At 60.6% G+C, this 18,149-nt stretch carries 15 protein-coding genes; 5 read left to right on the top strand and 10 right to left on the bottom strand.

What is annotated here, in order from left to right; genetic code table 11:
* Positions 1-785: 785 nt before the first annotated feature.
* From OKW40_RS24160 to OKW40_RS24140, 5 genes are all read right to left on the bottom strand, one after another.
* Entirely contained in the window at positions 786-1,910 is a 1,125-nt protein-coding gene (locus OKW40_RS24160; RefSeq protein WP_429491873.1) for a porin, read from the bottom strand.
* Between the two features lie 789 nt (positions 1,911-2,699).
* Positions 2,700-3,410 (bottom strand): TetR/AcrR family transcriptional regulator, encoded by a 711-nt coding sequence (locus OKW40_RS24155; RefSeq protein WP_184063074.1) that lies wholly within the window; start codon positions 3,408-3,410, stop codon positions 2,700-2,702.
* A gap of 594 nt (positions 3,411-4,004) precedes the next feature.
* Positions 4,005-4,970, bottom strand: a complete 966-nt coding sequence (locus OKW40_RS24150; RefSeq protein ID WP_429491871.1) for an NAD-dependent epimerase/dehydratase family protein — start codon at positions 4,968-4,970, stop codon at positions 4,005-4,007.
* A 24-nt stretch (positions 4,971-4,994) separates the two neighbouring features.
* Positions 4,995-6,611, bottom strand: coding sequence for a flavin-containing monooxygenase (locus OKW40_RS24145; RefSeq protein ID WP_429491869.1), 1,617 nt, complete (start codon positions 6,609-6,611; stop codon positions 4,995-4,997).
* 560 nt (positions 6,612-7,171) lie between these two features.
* Positions 7,172-8,707: a class I adenylate-forming enzyme family protein gene (locus tag OKW40_RS24140; protein ID WP_429491867.1), complete on the bottom strand. Its 1,536-nt coding sequence runs from the start codon at positions 8,705-8,707 to the stop codon at positions 7,172-7,174.
* A 270-nt stretch (positions 8,708-8,977) separates the two neighbouring features.
* Here OKW40_RS24140 and OKW40_RS24135 point away from each other — a divergent pair, with 270 nt between their 5' ends.
* Complete coding sequence (locus OKW40_RS24135) at positions 8,978-9,655, top strand: nitroreductase (RefSeq protein WP_184063082.1); 678 nt, start codon at positions 8,978-8,980, stop codon at positions 9,653-9,655.
* Positions 9,656-9,926: 271 nt separating this feature from the next.
* Complete coding sequence (locus OKW40_RS24130; protein WP_184063084.1) at positions 9,927-10,115, top strand: hypothetical protein; 189 nt, start codon at positions 9,927-9,929, stop codon at positions 10,113-10,115.
* A gap of 92 nt (positions 10,116-10,207) precedes the next feature.
* Here OKW40_RS24130 and OKW40_RS24125 read toward each other — a convergent pair whose 3' ends face one another.
* Positions 10,208-10,969 (bottom strand): SDR family NAD(P)-dependent oxidoreductase, encoded by a 762-nt coding sequence (locus OKW40_RS24125; RefSeq protein WP_429491865.1) that lies wholly within the window; start codon positions 10,967-10,969, stop codon positions 10,208-10,210.
* Positions 10,970-11,051: 82 nt separating this feature from the next.
* A complete protein-coding gene (locus OKW40_RS24120) occupies positions 11,052-12,170 on the bottom strand; it encodes an NADH:flavin oxidoreductase (RefSeq protein WP_429491863.1) in 1,119 nt (372 codons plus the stop codon).
* Between the two features lie 100 nt (positions 12,171-12,270).
* Between OKW40_RS24120 and OKW40_RS24115 the strand changes: the two genes are divergently transcribed.
* The 3 genes from OKW40_RS24115 (at position 12,271) to OKW40_RS24105 (ending at position 15,121) form a co-directional block, all read left to right on the top strand.
* The gene (locus OKW40_RS24115) at positions 12,271-12,681 is read left to right on the top strand and encodes a winged helix-turn-helix transcriptional regulator (protein ID WP_429491861.1); all 411 of its coding nucleotides are present in this window, start codon (positions 12,271-12,273) and stop codon (positions 12,679-12,681) included.
* A gap of 182 nt (positions 12,682-12,863) precedes the next feature.
* Positions 12,864-14,291: an aldehyde dehydrogenase family protein gene (locus tag OKW40_RS24110; protein WP_429491859.1), complete on the top strand. Its 1,428-nt coding sequence runs from the start codon at positions 12,864-12,866 to the stop codon at positions 14,289-14,291.
* A gap of 89 nt (positions 14,292-14,380) precedes the next feature.
* On the top strand, positions 14,381-15,121 hold the full coding sequence (locus OKW40_RS24105; RefSeq protein WP_429491857.1) for an NADPH-dependent F420 reductase: 741 nt from the start codon (positions 14,381-14,383) through the stop codon (positions 15,119-15,121).
* 179 nt (positions 15,122-15,300) lie between these two features.
* On the opposite strand, the gene OKW40_RS24100 is transcribed toward OKW40_RS24105, so the two are convergent.
* The 3 genes from OKW40_RS24100 to OKW40_RS24090 all read right to left on the bottom strand — a co-directional run bounded on the left by OKW40_RS24100 (position 15,301) and on the right by OKW40_RS24090 (position 18,147).
* Positions 15,301-16,128: an SDR family NAD(P)-dependent oxidoreductase gene (locus tag OKW40_RS24100; RefSeq protein WP_429491855.1), complete on the bottom strand. Its 828-nt coding sequence runs from the start codon at positions 16,126-16,128 to the stop codon at positions 15,301-15,303.
* Between the two features lie 154 nt (positions 16,129-16,282).
* Positions 16,283-17,272 (bottom strand): branched-chain amino acid ABC transporter permease, encoded by a 990-nt coding sequence (locus tag OKW40_RS24095; RefSeq protein ID WP_429491853.1) that lies wholly within the window; start codon positions 17,270-17,272, stop codon positions 16,283-16,285.
* Positions 17,273-17,274: 2 nt separating this feature from the next.
* Complete coding sequence (locus OKW40_RS24090) at positions 17,275-18,147, bottom strand: branched-chain amino acid ABC transporter permease (RefSeq protein WP_429357110.1); 873 nt, start codon at positions 18,145-18,147, stop codon at positions 17,275-17,277.
* Positions 18,148-18,149 lie beyond the last annotated feature (2 nt).

Genomic DNA, 18,149 nt, shown 5'->3' with positions numbered 1-18,149 from the left:
GGATCAGTTCCGCAGCCAGACGACGAGAAACCGGACGCGCCACCAAGCTTCGCATTGCCAGGATGGCCAAAAAAAGTACGCGATGCAGGGCTCGGTCCTTGAGGGGAAGATTTATTCACTTACTCCAGTCTTGCAATGGGTGACAACTCCGCGGACCTGCGTAGGCTTCACTCCGTCTGGCAGCGATGGCCGGTTTCAAGGTCAAACGATCATGCGCTCACATGAGGTCGTGGCCGCAAATCGGCCATGGTGGATATCCGCTGCATTCACCCGTCACGGATCGCTGGATCGGCCTCCCCATAACTCCATTCGAATCCTCTGCCAACCCGCTTTACCGTGCCCGCCGATGTTTCCGCGAAATGCGCGGCAAATACTGTCGCGCCCGTTTCTAGTGAGAAGCGGCAGACGATGTTCATGAGCCTGAGCAGCGGTCCACCGCCTACGGACATGGCGGACAAACGCAGGCCGGGCCAAGCGCGCTGACGGAGGCGCTCGCTATGGTTGACAAAACGGGGGGCGTTATTAGCGCAAGCGTGCTTTCAACACGCGATCGCAGTCGCCGGCCATCAAGCCGCGAAGTCGCTCGAGCTGCGCGCCACGTTGAACCTCCTGCGCCTGTGGCAAGCACAAGGCAAGAGTGAGGCGGCCCGCCAGCGGCTCGCTGGAACCTATGGCGCTTTCGCGGAAGGCTTCGACTCCACCGACTTGCGAGAGGCGAAGGCGTTGCCCGAAGAGCTATGAGCTGTCTCGTGCAATCGCCACGATGCAAGCCGGGGGCCCTCGCCTCAGAATTTCGTCCGCATCCCCACCACCCCGAACACTTGCGTTTTCGTGCTGGAAGGCGACAGCGAATAGATCTGTGCGAACTTTGCATCGCCGGCCGCGCGCTGGTAGGTGCCGACGAGAAAGAGGTCGGTCCGCTTGCTCAGGAAATAATCGATCCCGACATTGATCTGGTGCCATTTCGGGTCGACAGGTTGTGGGTGATAGCTGCCTGATGTGTAGATGTAGGCCGCGCCGGCGAGCAAGTCGGGTAACACATAGTCCACCAGCGAGACCTCGAAGTTGTTCAGGTCTAGCCTGGACGTATCGAGGTAGTCGAAGCGCGACTTCGTATAGAGCACGGACGCGCTTGCCGCGCCGAACTTATAGGCCCCGCCTGCGCCGAACATCCACTGTTTGGCGACGCCTGCGCCGGTCGCCGGATTAGTGATGAACGGCGAAGTGAAGCCGTAGTCGCCGGAAACGGCGCCGCCGGTGTTATTCGGATCGTTCGGCTTTGTGACCTGGTTATAGGCCGCGCCGAGCGACAGCCCGCCGTTGTGGTACGACACGCCGGCGCTGTAGCTGCTGTTGTCCGAGAACCCGTCAGCCTTGTTCGAGAAGCCATACAGCGCGGCGACTTGCAACCCGCGATAGTCGAGACTCTTGAACTGGACAGCGTTGTTGATGCGGAACGTGTCGAACACGTTGTCGTTGTCGCCGATATGAGTGCCGTAAGCGGCGAACTGGCATGCCGACTCGTAGCCATAGAGGGTTGCGGCGCCGAGGTCGTATTGCCTCCCGATCGTGAGCGTGCCGATCCTATCGGACGACAAGCCGACGAACGCCTGCCGCCCGAACATGCGCCCGCCCTGCCCAAGCGATCCATTGGTGATACTGAAGCCGTTCTCCAGCGTGAAGATGGCATGCAGCCCGCCGCCGAGGTCCTCGGTTCCCTTCAGTCCGAAGCGTGGCGCCTGCATCGGGCCGTTTGCCACGTACCATGAAGAGGCGCCTTTCTGATTATTCGCATAGGCGATGCCCGTCGAGATCAAGCCGTAGAGGGTCACGCTGCTCTGGGCACTCGCCAGCCCGGCGAAGCTCAGTAGGCCCGACGCAACAAGAAGATTGGCCAATTTAGATTTCACGCGTCTGTCTCCATTCCATTTATTTAGTAAGACTGACTACCGTCTCTATGCCGACGGATTCACATTCCGCCGTGTTCTGAACGAGCCGATGACGCCCCCTGCGGTCTATGGCCATCCGGCGCGACATCTGCCGTTCAGTGCGGTTCGCGCGTGCCGGCTTCCGCGCAATTCGTCATCGCCTCAATTGTTTGGCGTGGGCGTAACCGCCCACCTTGCGGCGCAGTTCCTAGCCCTCCCTGGCAAGAACGCCATGCATTCTTCGGCAAGTCGCTGAGGGTCAAGAGCGAGACCTTGCTGTGCCACCGCAGCGGGCGTTTGGAAGTCCGGCCCATTGGTAGCCATTAGAGCCTATCGGCGCCCATAAGTAAATTGCAATTCACTTTTGGTTTACCCGAACTGTGCTGCCAGTAACGACCTGCGAGTTTGTGCTGCGCAGACGCGAAGAATCGGGGGGTGAACCGTTAGACACCGCAGCCCGTCGCAATACACGAAGCGCAACGATAGGCGTCAGTCGAAGTTGAGTTGAGCCACGAAAGACGGACTCTGTGTCGGCACGGGCAAGCATCGAAAGCCTCGTGCGACGGATATCCAGGCGGAGATGTGGAGTTCGTGAAGACTGGGCGCACGCCCAGACAATTGGTGCGCGAGTTCTCGAGCCGACAGCAGAGGATCACCAACTGGGTGGCGCAGCCGGTCCCCGAAACGTGCATGCGCTGAACGCGACTTCGCGCGTGGCCTCCGGCCCCCCATGCATTTCGAGGCCTCAACCACTACATAAGATTCGCCGGCTCAGCGGCGCTCCGATTTTGCACGACGCCGTACCGGATCGCGGCCGGGTTCCTTGTCTGCGGGAGACGCGGCTGTTGTCTCAGCGGCGCCGCCTCTCACACCGTTCAGGACCAGTCGAGTCAGTACCTCAATAGCGGCCCCGTCGTCAATCAGCCGGTCTGGGAAGTCACCGGCGCGCGCAGTCCAGTTGTAGCCGGTGTATTCGAGCATCGAACACAGTGCCGAAGCAATCAGTTCGCTATCGAGCCCGGCGCAATAGCCTTCCTTTTGGAGGAGCTTGATCACGCTCGACATGCCTCGTATGCCCTGTTGCCTCACACCATGCCACGCACGAGCGAACTCGCGATCCGCCATCGACATCTGAAATGCTGCAGTTGCCACAGGCCAGTCATCGCGATAGATCTTCCAGAACGCACCTAACCGCTCTTTCAGGTGTTCAAGCGGGTCCCCACGCGTGTTCAAGGGGCGGTTTACTTCTGCCTTGAGGCGCGTGCGAAATTCGTCAAGCAGCTCGTGCAGCAGTGCTTCCTTGCTTGGATAGTATTTGTAGAAGGCACCCGGTGAGCGGTTGACGCTCGCCATGATGTCGGCGATTTTCGCGTTCGAAAACCCATCTACTGCCAACGCGCGCTTCGCCGCAAGCTTGATCGCTTCTCGCGTCGTATTGCCCTTCGGTGTCCGCCGGGTCGCCGGCTCGATGAGTTCGTCCATAACGAGAACAATCGTCCATTAGTCTGACCGGCACTTGGCCGGAATATTCGTCAATTGCGGCTTCCCGCTGTTCAACGGCTTTTCGACATCACTCAGTCTCGAGGAATCCAGGTCACGCCGGGGCGCCCGCCCCCCCAGATTCAACGCCCGAGTGCGTGTCAAAGCGCCGCCTGAGCCGCATGGATCGGGAGTTTCCGCTGACGTCCCCGGGACGCGTAATTGTAATTCAGATTCACTTTCGCCGGCATCGAAACCATGCACGCCCTTTCGGCCATGCCGAGAGCGTCTAGCCAGGACTGGCGGGTAACGGCGGGGACGAACACCGTAGAATTTACTGTTCACTTTTGGAGGTGCGGTGCTTTGACTCGTACGTCGGGAAAGCCAGCCGCGTGATGGAGTGCTCAGTGCGGTCAACTGCCGGCAGGATGGGCAGGCCATCGAAAGTGGCGGGCTCGAGAAACTCGGCCTGCCGCGGGAACGTGAGGTCCTCATGCGCGGCGCGGATTACTCGGCCACCGAAACTCCGGTGGCCGCCACCGCGTGGGCCGGCGGCCCACTGACCTCATCGCCTTGCGCTGCTCTCAAGCACGAAAATCAGACGTCGTGGGATTGCAGCCATTGCACATAATCAGCAACGCCGGTCGCAACCGACCATCGTGGTTCATAGCCGAGCGCACGCACGCGCGTTATGTCCAGATAGCGTTGGTCGCTCGAAGGCCCATGAGGGTGCAGCGGCAACGGCGGTATCGCGCCTGGGAACAGCGCGTTGACTGCATCAGCGAATTCGTCCAGCCGCGTGGTTTTGCCACTGCCCACGTTGTAGACCTTGTGCTCCGGGGCAATCGCCTGATGGACCAGCGCCATGCCGTATGCATGGTCCTTGACATAGTTGAAGTCCCAAGCCATGTCCGCGCATGGCAAGCGCCCTTTGTCCGAGGTCAGATCCATGGGGACGCCGCGCACGGCGGCGTGAACCATCCGCGCGACGACGTTGATCATCTTGTTGTAGAGCGGCCCGTATGTGCCGTCGATTCTCACGATTCGGATGTCGAGGTCCGTCTGGCGCTGAAAGATGGCGGCGATCGCCTCGAGCAATTTCTTGGGCCCAGCCTGAATGTAGTGATGGTCCTTCTGTTCAGTGATGGCGATCGGGCCGGCCTCGCTATACGGATAGTATTTTGAGTCCAGGCCCCAGTAGATGTCGCTGGAACTCGTGATTGTCAGCTGTCCGACATTCATGATTCGACAGGCTTCGATCACATTGAGCGCACAAGCCGTTCGTAAATGGACTTCACGCGCCGGCGACATCGATTTTGGGGCATACCCCGACGCGTCGAATACCTTATCGGGCTTGATACGGGCAATCGCATCGAAGACGTCATAGCTGACGGTCAAATCAATTCGTTCCTGCTGCGGGGCCTCTCCGAAAAACTCCCTGAGTTCCGCAGGCGAGCGTTCAGCTCTGGCACCTGCAATCACAATCTCTTCGCCCCTCGCGGCAAGCTCGCGCGCGACATGCATCCCTATGAAGCCAGTACCGCCCAGGACAAGCGTTTTCATTCAGGACTTCCTTTTATCCGTGTTTCAGGAGAGCACGAACCCGCGGTATCCGGCATCGGCCACCTCGTTCAGAATCTTGCGGTAAGCCGGTACCCCGCCCACGTAGGGCATGAAGATTCGAGGCTTGCCGGGGATATTGGCGCCGACGTACCACGAATTGCCGCGTGGGTAGAGGGTGCGATCGGCCACCTCGTTGACGTGGTGAACCCACTCGTTCTCCGCCTCGAGGTCGCAAGCGACGTAGGCCCTTTTGGTCTCACGCGCGTGCTGAATGAGCCGAGTGACCCAATCGACGTGCTCTTCGATGGAGTGCACGACGTTGCTGAGCACCGATGGGCTGCCGGGCCCCGCGATGATGAACATGTTCGGAAAGCCCGCGCACGATACGCCCAGGTAGGTGCGTGGACCGTGCTGCCACCTTTCCCCCAGCGTCACGCCTCCGACTCCGCGGATGTCGATGGCACGCAGCGCACCCGTCATGGCGTCGAAACCGGTCGCGAACACGAGGATGTCCAGCTCATACACTTGGGCGCTCGTGCGCAGCCCACGCGGGGTCACTTCCTCGATCGGCGCAGCCTTCACGTCGATCAGCGTCACGTTGGGGCGGTTGAATGTTTCGTAGTAGCCGGAGTCCACACAAAGGCGCTTCGTGCCGAAGCGCAGCTCCTTCTTGGGGCAAAGCAGCTCGGCCACATTCGGGTCGCGCACGATCGCACGGATCTTGGAGCGCACGAAGTCGGAGACATACTCGTTGGCTTTTTCATTGACCAGCAGGTCATTGAATGCGCGGAGCATCCGGAATCCACCACCGGCACCGCGCCAGCGGAACTCGAACTCGCGCAGCCGCTCCTCTTCTGAAACCTCGAGGGCCGATTTGTCGACTGCCTCCAGATACAGGCCGTTGTTGGCTTCTCTCGCGCGAGCCCGCCGCTCACGGTAGTGGGCCTTGGCATGGCGGACGGCCTCATCGTCGAGCGGCTCGTTCTGCGACGGCACGCTGAAGTTGGCGGTGCGCTGGAAGACTGTCAAATGGTCGGCCTGCTCCGCGATCAACGGAATCATCTGCACACCGCTAGAACCCGTGCCTATCACCCCTACCCGCTTGCCAGCGAAATCCACGCCCTGTTTCGGCCAATCGGCGCTGTGATACCAGGTGCCGGCGAAGCTGTGCAGGCCCTTGAAATTCGGGGCTTGCGCGATCGAAAGGCATCCAGTGGCCATAACACAGAACTGCGCGTCGAATGACTCACCCGCGTCTGTCTCCAGGGTCCATCGCTTTGCCCGTTCGTCAAATACTGCCCGCGTCACACGCGTGCGAAACTGGATGTCCCGCCGCAGGTCGAATCGCTCGGCGACGTGGTGGATGTAACGCAAAATTTCCGGCTGCGTCGCGTAGCGCTCGCTCCAGGTCCATTCCTGTTCGAGCTCCTGGTCGAAGGAAAATGAGTAGTCGAGGCTTTCTACGTCGCACCGCGCGCCAGGGTAGCGGTTCCAGTACCAGGTGCCGCCGACGTCCTCGCCGGCCTCGATCACGCGGGCAGTCAGGCCCGCCTTGCGGGCGCGGTGCAACTGGTAGAGGCCGGCGAAGCCGGCCCCGACGATGACGACATCAAGCGACTTTTGTTGATTTGATGCATTCATTCCGGGGTCTTCCGATTCAGGTTGACAAAGCAGTAGCGCGCTGCGATCGCACCTCAGGAGCATCGGGCGTTCGATGCAGCCCGCGCGCGGTGATATCTTCGAGCAGCCCTCCCCACGCGGTGCCTAAACATCTGTCCTGAAATCCTCCGATTTCTGTGCACGGTGATGGGTCCAGCGCGGCCCATGAAACGTATTACAATGCATGGCGCACAAAAAGTAAATCTAGATTCATTTATCGGAAACCCTTATTTGAAGTGATGGTAGCTTCGTCGAACTGGCGCTTGGTTAGCCGACCATGCCGCCCCTTCACCGCGGGAGAGTCGCGGCCATGCGTGCAGACCAAAGCGAGAGGCGATCAAGCAGCGCGCCATGCGCGCGACATCGATGGCTTTGCCGCCGCGAAGGCCGCGGACGTCATGGCGCAGGCGGATTCAACCCCCGGTGGTCCTACTATTTCAAGATGAAGGAGTCGATCAGCAATGCGTCATACGCCGCAGCCAACCAAGGTCTGAGGACAAGCAACTTCGGTGGGAGAAATTCCGTCCGATGCGGTTTTCCGGCTAACCGGCTCTGCTCTTTTCAGCGGCAAGCCACGCTTCCCGCAGTTGGTTCTTTTGAACTTTGCCGATACTTGAAAGTGGTAACGGCTCGCTGCGGATGTCGTAGCTGCGTGGAACCTTGTAGCCGGCAATCTGCGCCCGGCAATGTGCGTCCAGTTCTGAGATGCTCAAACTCGCGCCAGGTTTCGGAACAACCGCGGCATGCACCCGATCTCCCCAGCGCTCATCGGGCAGACCCAAGACTGCGCAGGCGTCTACCGAAGGGTGCGAAGCCAACGCGTTCTCGACTTCGGCGCAATAGATGTTCTCGCCACCACTGATGATCATGTCCTTTATCCGATCGACGATGTACAGAAAACCGTCCTCGTCTAGATAGCCCGCATCACCGGAATAGAGCCAACCGTCAACGAGCGTCTGGGCGGTCTTCTCGGGCGCCTTCCAATAACCGCGCATGATAGCCGGGCCGCGCAGCAGGATCTCGCCCGCTTCCCCCGGTTTGCATGGGCGAGATTGATCGTTTGCAATACGGATCTCAAAGCCGGGCAACGCCTGCCCTGCCGATTTCAGCTTTCCCGCCTTGGGGCCGCTCAAGACATGCCGGTCGGGGGGCAAGCTACAAATGCCTCCGCATGCCTCGGTCATTCCATAGAACTGGTTGATCCGCGCATTGGGAAAGGCCTGCAGCATTCGAGCAAGCAACGCCTGCGATATCGGAGCAGCACCGTACTGGATCGAGCGAATTCGCGATAGAAGCTCGTCATCGCGCTCGGGCCCGTCCAGGACCATCGCAACCATCGTTGGGACGAGCTGAACGTGCGTGACACCATCGTCGCGCAGGCGCCGATAGAAAACCTCCGGCTTGAATTGCGCTATGAAGCTGTGCGTGCCGCCGCCAAGCGTCACAGCCAGCCCATTTGCAAGGTCTCCCAAATGGAACATCGGCGTCGAATGGAGATAGACCGTGTCCTGGTTGTACCCGAGTTCGCGATGCAGGCTCATCGCGGCGAAGCTGAAGTTCAGGTGCGTCAACTCCACTCCCTTGGGCAGTCCGGTCGTCCCCCCTGTGTAGCAGATCCCGGCTAGCGAATTGAGGTCACCGCAAGCATCCTCAACACGCGGGTGCTCGAGCATCGCCGCATACCGCGCCTCGTCGAAGCGGATGAATTCCTTTAGAGACGGCAGAACCTCAGCCATCCGCGCTCCGAACTCCTCGAACGACTCGTCGCTGAACAGCAGCACGGAATCGGAGTGCTCCACGATGTGGCGAAGCTCCTCGAAGGCCAAACGCGTGTTGAGGGGAACAATCACTCCGCCCGCCCACCAGATCGCCATCAGGAGTTCAAAATAGCGAGGCGAATTCCTCGCCAGCGTGGCTACCCGATCACCGCGCTCGAGCCCCGCAGATTGCAGGGCGCCAGCCAGCGCTGAGACTCGTCCCAACAGCTCGGGCCAGGTGCGCCGTTCGTCACCACTGGAAATGGCCAGCCCTTTTGGACAAATGCTCGCCGCTCTGCGCAGCGCTGCCGTCGACATCATAAATGGCGCTCCATGATCGTAAAAACTGAAGATTCAGTCGAACAGGCGAACCCGGCTTCATGGCCGAAGCCCCGCCGCACATCCGAAGCCGAAAAGGTGGTTTGCCGCAAGCCTGTCCGCTTCCACAGCGAATTGTCTCATCATCCATCCTTAAAAGTAAATCTTGAATTACCGTGAAAAACCCTACCACATTGGCGCCGTTGCCCCGTTGCAGTAGCCAAGATTTGCGTGTAAATTCTGATTTACTTTAAACAACCATTCTTCAGCGTCATGACCCGTCCGCCGAACACACTAAACGATTTGATTTCTCGTCGACACACCTGCAGAGCCTTTCTGCCGACTCCCGTCGCGCGCAGCACCATCGAGTCCATCCTGGAGGCCGCGCAGCGAACACCTTCGTGGGGCAACGTGCAGCCCTGGCAGGTGACCATCGTTTCGGGTGACGCCGCCGATACATTCCGAGAGGCGTACACCCGCTTCGCTCAGAAAAACGAACCGATTGCGCCCGACTTCGAATTTCCGCAGTCCTATGAAGGTGTCTTGAAAGATCGCCGTCGGGAATGCGGCTGGCGGCTCTATGAAAGCGTGGGCGTCAAAAAGGGCGATCGCGAAGGTTCGGCGCGTCAAACGCTGGAGAACTTCCGTTTTTTTGGCGCTCCACACGTGGCGATCATCACGACCCACCGTTGTCTCGGCACGTACGGTGCCGTCGACGCCGGCGCCTACCTGGCGAACTTCATCCTTGCGGCACAGGATCTTGGAGTAGCCTCTGCGCCGCAAGCAGCCTTGGCCTCGTATCCACGGTTCATACGTTCCCATCTGGGTATTTCCGACGATCGACATGTGGTGGTTGGCATCTCTTTCGGGTACGAAGACACCGCTCACGCAGCGAACAATTTCAGGACGGGACGTGCTCCACTCGATGAAGTGGTGACCTGGATCGATTGACGCCGGAGAAAGCGGGAAGCTGCCCCTGCGCGCCGATATCGGCCGTTCCGAACAGCGACCGCATGAACACGAACTCCGATGCGTCGAGACGCTTTTGGGCATGAGGGGATTGACGTCCAGCACCGCTGGGGCGTCGATCAGCGCAAAGCGGCCCTGCGGCGCGATCCATTCCACGATGTCGGCGAGGTGCGCATAGGTGTTCGTCGTGCAGAACACGAGAGCCGGTGGCGCATTGAGCGACAGCGCCTCGCCCCCTAGCCGGCGATGCCGAATGATCGACGACAAGATGTGCGCCGAGCGACCGAACCCACTCGATCGTCTCGGGCCGCGAGGCGGTGGCGATGACGGTGATATCGGTCAGGACGCGTGCAAGTTGGACGGCGATCGAGCCGACGCCACCTGCGCCGCCGACGATGAGGAGCGCCCGGGCCGCACCGGACACACTCCTATTCACGTCTAGCCGATCGAACAGTGCTCCCAAGTCAACTGGCCGCCCCGCTCTCCAAGCACGTTGTCTCGATCCATGATTCTGGATAACGGGCGGCACCGCGATCAGCGGGGGACTTGCCCGCCATCGACGGTGAAGGTCTGCCCCGTGATGAACGACGCTTGGGACGAGCTGAGGAAAAGCACCATGCCAGACATTTCCTCAGGCTCCGCTGGGCGGGCGAGCGGGATGGTCTGCAACAATCTTTGACTGAACTCAGCGTCTTCCAACCAACCCTTGGTCATGGCAGTGGCGACCAGGCCAGGAGCGATGGCATTCACGCGGATGCCCTGAGTGGCATAGTCGAGCGCGGCTGCCTTTGTAAGACCGATCACGCCATGCTTGGCGGCGACGTAGGAAGACGTGTTCCGGCCGGCGATCAGCCCGGCCACTGAGGCCGTGTTGACGATCGAGCCGCCCCCCGCCGTCAGCATGTGCGAGATCTGATACTTGAGGCAGAGAAACACGCCGCGCAAGTCGATCGAGATGACCTTGTCGAAGTCCGCGACCGACATTTCGGCGAGTGGGGAGGCTGTCGGCAGGATGCCGGCGTTGTTGAACGCGCAGTCGAGGCGGCCGTAGGTATCGACCGTGGCCTTGACGAGGGCTTCGACCGAAGCAGGATCGCTTACGTCGGTCCGCACGAACAAGGCCTCGCCGCCAGCCCGCTTGATCTGCGCGACGGTTTCCGTCGCGCCCTCGTTGACGTCTCCGATCACGACCTTCGCGCCTTGGCCGGCGAACGCTTTCGCGGTCGCTTGTCCGATCCCGGTAGCGCCGCCGGTGATCAGCACAACTTTATCCGTGTAGTCTAAAAGGTTGAGCATTTCCTTCATCCATAGGAAAGTATGAAGTCCGAATCACGACGAGGACGGGTTCCAAGAATGTTCCCCGTCCTCGAACTCACCATCAGACCAATTCGGCGAGCGCCGCTGCGTCGAACCCTTTCAGCGCGCCGTATTCGCCGTGTTCGACCTTTTTGACCCAGCTTGGGTCGTTGAGAATGGCTCTGCCAACGGCGATCAGATCGAATTCGTCGCGTTCCATTCGCTCGACGAGACGGTCCAGGCTCGCAGGACTCGATCCCTCGCCGGCAAAAGAGGTGGCGAAATCCTTTTCAAGCCCGACCGATCCGACGCTGATCGTCGCGGCACCCGTCACCTTCTTGGCCCAGCCGGCAAAATTTAGCCCATTTTCGCCATCGATCTCAGGAAACTCGGGTTCCCAGAAGCGTCGCTGCGAGCAGTGCAAGAGATCGACGCCGGCTTCAACCAGCGGCAGTAGCCAGTCCTCCATGATCGCCGGGGTCTCGGCGACGCGCACGCTCAAATCCTGCTGCTTCCACTGACTGAACCGCATGATGATCGGGAAATCCGGACCGACGGCGTCTCGCACGGCAGAGACAATCTCACTTGCGAAGCGGGACCGCTCCTTGATCGTCGGCCCACCATAGCGATCGGTCCGCTGGTTGGTCCCCGACCAAAAAAACTGGTCGATCAGATAGCCATGGGCGCCATGGATCTCTGCCGCGTCGAAGCCGAGCGCTTTGGCGTCTCTTGCCGCCTTGGCGAAGGCGGCAACCGTATCCGCGATGTCCTCTTCGGTCATAGCCACGCCGCGAGGGTCGCTAGGCGCCACTAGCCCGGATGGGCTCTCGACCGGCGCATCGGGCTCCCAGTTGTTGATGTAACGGGTGGAACCGGTGTGCCAGATCTGCGGCGCCATGCGTCCGCCTGCGCCGTGGACGGCATCGATCACATCTTTCCAACCGGCTAGCGCGGCCTCGCCATAAAACAACGGAATGCCGCCGTCGTTGCGTGATGCAGGACGGTCAATGACCGTCCCTTCGGACAGAATAAGCCCCACGCGCCCTTCCGCGCGGCGCCGGTAATAGATGACGTTCGCGTCGCCAGGCACGCCCTCGGGGGCAAAGAGCCGCGTCATCGGGGCCATGACGATCCGGTTCTTCAGGTTGAGCGAGCGGATTGAGAAGGGACGAAACAGGGTGCTGGTATCGGGGTGAGACATTGAAGAGGCTCCGTTGCAAACAAAGGCATCATGGTATATGTTTGATACCTGCCGTCAATTAGGCACCTGAAGTCGCCCAGGTGTATCGAAGGAAACCACCATGCCCGTTCCCGAACTGAAATGCTTTTCGTCTGACTGTCCCAGCCGCGCACTCTTCGACCAGATCGCGGACAAGTGGTCGATGATGGTTCTGGTCGTGCTGGATGACGGGCCGCAGCGTTTCAACGCCATCCGGCGGCGCCTCCAAGGCGTCACGCAGAAGGCGCTCACTCAAAGTCTTCGCCGGCTCGAGCGCAACGGCCTGATCTCGAGGACAGTCGTTTCGCTGTCTCCGGTGGCGGTGCAGTATCAGATCACGCCTCTTGGGCGTACGTTGCAGCCGCCATTGCGGGCACTGCATGAGTGGACGCTCGTCAAGTTTTCCGAGGTCGAGGCCGCACGTCAGGCGTTCGACGCGGCGGCGGGTGGAAGCGCGTTGGCGGAAGGATTAGAACATCGGCAGTTTGCTTGACGCGCGCCTGCGGGCCCTTGTCGACCAGGACCTGTGAGGGCGACCGGGACACTACCGCCGAACGGGTTGGCCCACGGCACCCGGTATCCTCAAGCCTACCAGCGCTACTCCAGGTGCCTAATTGACGTCTAGGTCTACGACATATACCTTGGCCTCCTTTGACGGCGATGGAGAGTCCAGATATGCGCAACAATCTTCAGTTCTATATCAACGGATCGTGGGTAGAGCCTGCCGGCGACACCGTGATCGATGTCATCAACCCCGCGGATGAATCTGTCTCCGGCCAAGTCGCGATCGGCGACGCCCGCGACGTCGACCGAGCGGTCGCCGCAGCTCGCGCTGCGTTCGAGACCTTCTCGCTGACTTCGGTCGAGGACCGTCTTGCGCTCTTCGACCGTATCATCGCCGCCTACCAGCGGCGTGCCGGAGACCTGGCCCACGCGGTTTCGGAGGAGATGGGCGCGCCGCTTTGGCTTGCCGAGCAGTATCAGGTGCCCGTCGGCCTCGGCCACCTTCAGATCGGTCGGACTGCGCTCGCGGGCTATAGCTTCGAGGGCCCCCACGGCACTGCACACATCGTGCGTGAGCCGATCGGGGTCTGTGCGCTCATCACCCCTTGGAACTGGCCGCTCAACCAGATCGCCTGCAAGGTCGCCGCGGCGCTGGCGACCAGTTGCACGATGGTCGTGAAGCCGTCGGAAATCTCGCCGTATTCGGCGACGATCTTCGCCGAGATCATGCATGAGGCTAAGACGCCTGCCGGCGTGTTCAACCTGGTGCAAGGCGACGGAGCAGGCGTGGGCAATGCCCTGACCGCACATCCCGATGTCGATCTCGTCTCGTTCACCGGATCCACGCCAGCCGGCATCCAGGTGGCGCGCAACGCAGCCCAGACGGTGAAGCGCGTGCATCAGGAACTGGGCGGCAAGTCGCCCAACATCCTCCTGCCCAGCGCCGATCTGGCGTCTGCTGTTGCGGCGGGCGTCGCGGGCGTCATGATCAATAGCGGTCAATCCTGCGGTGCGCCCACACGGATGTTGGTTCCCGCCGAGCGGATGGCGGAGGCCTCCGAGCTTGCCAGGGCCGCAGCCGAGCAATGGACCGTGGGGCATCCGGCTAGCAGCGCGAAGATGGGACCGGTCGTATCTGAGGCGCAGTGGAACAAGATCCAGCGCCTGATCCAGTCCGGCATCGATGAAGGCGCGACGCTCGTCACCGGCGGTCCTGGCCGACCCGAGGGACTGGAAACGGGCTTCTATGTTCGCTCGACCGTCTTCGCCAATGTGAAGAACGATATGGCGATCGCACAGCAGGAGATCTTCGGTCCGGTTCTCGCAATCATCGGTTATGCCGATGAAGCCGACGCCATCGCAATCGCCAACGACACGGTTTTTGGGCTGGCGGCTTACGTCCAGGGCGAACCGGGCCAGGCCGAGCGCGTTGCGCGCAGGCTGCGCGCCGGCCAAGTCACACTGAACTATGCCGACATGGACTTTGCTGCGCCGTTTGGTGGGTACAAGCAATCGGGCAACGGACGCGAATGGGGCGAGGTTGCCTTCGGCGAATACCTGGAGACCAAGGCGATCATCGGCTCTCGTCGGGCCGTCTGACGTAACGTACACAGCCTCGCTTCGGCTGCAATCAACTTCACCCTCGTTGGCTTGCAGCCGACACTCGCGACACTTAGGAAGAGACGAACATGAAAATAGGCATCATCGGCGCAGGCAACATCGGCGCAACGCTCGCGCAAAAATTTTCCGCGAACGGGCACAGCATCAAGCTGGCCTCAACCCGCACCCCCGACGAACTACGCCAATTGGCGCAAAAGGTGGGCGCGGAACCGGTCACCCCGGACGAAGCAGTCAAGAACGTCGACGTCGTCGTCGTTTCCATTCCTTTCAAGAACAACCCGGAGCTCGCCGGCCTGTTCGCCGATGTGCCGGCGGACGTCGTCGTCATCGACACCTCGAATTACTATCCCGTGCGCGACGGCAATATCGCCGAAGTCGATGACGGCAAGCCCGAGAGCGTCTGGTCTAGCGCCCAGTTCGGCCGCCCGGTAGTGAAGACGTTTAACGCCATTCTGGCTGGCGTGCTTGCGGACGGGGGGAAAGCGCGCGGCGCAGCCGATCGCATTGCCGTACCGGTTGCTGGCGATGACGCGGCCGCCAAGGCGATCGCGCAGACGCTGGTGGACGAAACCGGGTTCGAGCCGGTCGATGCGGGAAGCCTTGCCGACTCCTGGCGTCAGCAGCCGGGCACGCCGGCCTATTGCACCTCCCTGACAGCGCATGACCTGCGCAAAGCGCTGGCGGCAGCGGACAAGGCCCGTGCGCCGCAGAACCTCCAAGCGCTCATGGATCGACTCAGCGCGTACCCCGCTTTCCCGAGCACCGACGAAATGACCGCGCTGAACCGAGAACTCAATCGCGGGAGCTAAGCGGTGCACTGAGCCGATGACGCCGATCAGCGGGAACGCAATGATGGGCGCTTCGACGTGCCGACAACGGAACAGGCCATCGCTGCGTGCAGCAAGAGCCAACCACGCGTTTGCAATGACCATCGTATAGGTCAAACCAGGGCGAGTCTCCGGCTGCGCCAGCGGCTCACCTCACTGAGTTAGCGGGCGGTTATGCCGCCATCATGAACAAACACTTGACCCGTGACATAGCTCGAGGCATCGCTCGCAAGGTAGATGACGAGGCCCACGAGGTCAGCCGGCCTACCTCTATAGCCGAGCGGCACCTCCCGCTCGACAAAGGCGTCCATCTGCGCGACGGCCGCGGCGCCGCCCGTCGTGTCGCGCTCACGTCCAAGGCGCGTGCCACTATGCCAGCCCGGCGCGATCGCGTTCGACCGCACTTGCTCGGCCGCATACTCGATTGCGAGCTGCCGCGTGAAGCCAATCAGTCCGGCTTTCGATGCCGCATAGGGAATCGCGGTGACTGGGAAGCCTGGGTAGACACCGACGGTGCCGAGATAAGAACTGATGTTCACCACTGAACCGCGCCCGCTCTGAATCAATGCCGGCAGCAGTGCCTGCGTAACCAGGAAGGCGCCGCGCAAGTTGATCGCGAAGACACGATCCCAGTCCTTCGCCTGGACGTCCAGCAAACGCCCGGGCCGAGTTGCGATGCCAGCGTTGTTGATCAGCACGTCTAGCTTTCCGCCACACCAGGCAAGGACTTTTTCTGCCATCTGTGAAACGCCCGCTTCGTCGCCAAGATCAGCGACAACGCGGCAATCGCAGACGCCTACGGCCTCGCAGGCCGCGAGCGCCTCCGCCTCGCGATCGACCCAAGCCACCGCTGCGCCAGATTGGGAAAGCGCTTCGGCAAACATACGGCCCAAGCCGGATGCAGCACCGGTCACGACAACTTTCCTGCCGGCCAGGTCAAAGAGAGCGCCGGGCAGACCGCTCTGTGGTGTGTTATCCGTCGACATCATCGCGCACCGCCCTCACAGTCACAACGAATCAATCCGCATCGCGACGTATTGGATCGAGCGAATGCGCCGCGGATTGCCGACGCTGCCAAACCGGCTGCGTTTATCTTCTTCATGTCACTTTCTCTTTGTCTTCTTTTGGCTCGGCGCACGGACATTAGCGGTGCGACCTCATCAGGCGATAGCGATTGCCCAAGGCCGCGATGCCACCAGGAAGAACATAGACTGAAACAATCAGAAGCACCCCATACACGACCCAAGGGGCTGACTTGGAAACGCTCTCCGAAAAAGCAGGTATCACCATAATGAAGACCGCGCCGAAAGCGGCGCCCCACAGCGTTCCGACACCGCCCACGACAATCCCGACCAGGAGAGTGATTGACAGAAACAGGGAGAACGAATCGGGCGCCACGAACTGCACGGCCAGTGCTGAAACGGCGCCACCCACGCCCGTATAAGCGGCGGACAAGGCAAAGGTCTTCGTTTTGACGCTCGTTATGTTAAGACCCGTTGCCTCGGCCGCCAGCGCATGGTCACGGATCGCGCGCATGGAGCGACCGGCAGCCCCCCGAAGAAGGTTGTTGGCCATCCAGAACACGATCGCGCAGATCAAAACCGCATACAGAAACAGCCATTGATCCTGCGACAAAGGCAACCCCAATGGCACCGCTGGCTTTATCACTGCAATGCCTTGAACACCGCCTGTCCATTGTTCGAGTAAGCGGCACTTCAAAAGCTGTGGAGTCGCCACGCCAAGGCCAAAAGTGGCTAACGCCAGGTAGATTCCATCGAGCTTGAGGGCTGGCCAGGCAAATGCGTAACCAATGACCAGCGAGACGATTCCGGCCAGCGGCACCACGAGCCAGTAGGGCAAACCAAATCGATCCATGAGAATCGCAACCGTGTAAGCACCAATGCCAAAGAATGCTCCATGTCCGAGGGAGATTTGCCCGTTGTAGCCGGTCAGCAGGTTTAGGCCGAGTAGAGAGACCGCATACGCCAGCAGCATCGTCGCTTGAAAAAGCTGATACCCGTTGCCGACAAAGAGCACGCCCGCTGCGACCACGAACAATCCCGCCCAGCAAAGGCGGAACGGAATGCCAACAGCGCGCTGTGCGGTATATGCACGATCGAGGAAATTGCTCATGATCAAACCCTCGTGACGACCCGGCGGCCAAACAGGCCGTCCGGCGCAAATATCAGAACGACCACGATCAGCAACAGCGCTATCGATAGCTTTAGATCGGTGCCGACCACATAGGTCCCCAACAGATTTTCGGAAATTCCGACCAGGAATCCTCCAACAACGGCGCCAGCAGGATTGCCGATCCCGCCCAACAAGGCGCCGGCGAATGCATAGAGAACCGCTCCCATCATCATGGACGGGTCCAGGAAAACCATCGGCGCCACCAATAAGCCCGATACAGCGCCGATCGCTCCAGCGAGGCCCCACCCTAGCATCAGCATCTTGCCGACAGAAATGCCGACCAACTGAGAGGAAACGCGATTTTGCGCAACCGCGCGCATTTTCAATCCGAGGCTCGTTCTGTAAAAAAAGGCGAATAACAAGGCGACCAAAAAGAATGTCAGCGCAATCGAGCCGGCCTGATGAGCCGACAACAGCTGTGGAAATCCCCATGGCAGGTTGGCAAACGGACTGGGGAAGTCGTGGCTGTCATAGCCGAAGAGCCAACCGGCCATGCCGTGGAAAGTCACCAGCAGGCCGATGAATACCACCACCATGGACAGATCTGGGGCGTCGCGAAGAGGTCGAATCACGACCAGCTCCAACACCGCCCCCATGACGAAGGAAACGGCGACAGTCACGAGGAACGCGGCCCAGTACGGAATGCCAGCCTGGATCAATACCCATGCGAGATACGTCGAGAACATCGCCATTTCCCCCTGAGCGAAGTTCACGTGATGGGTCGCCTGGTAGATCACTGCGAGCGCGAGCGCCACGATCGCATAGATGCTGCCTGTGCCTACTCCAGCGAGAAGCTGTTGGCCAAATGCTTCCATTC

The organism is Paraburkholderia sp. RAU6.4a (assembly GCF_050435625.1).
Taxonomy (GTDB): domain Bacteria; phylum Pseudomonadota; class Gammaproteobacteria; order Burkholderiales; family Burkholderiaceae; genus Paraburkholderia; species Paraburkholderia tuberum.
This window is presented reverse-complemented; position numbering and strand designations above follow the sequence as displayed.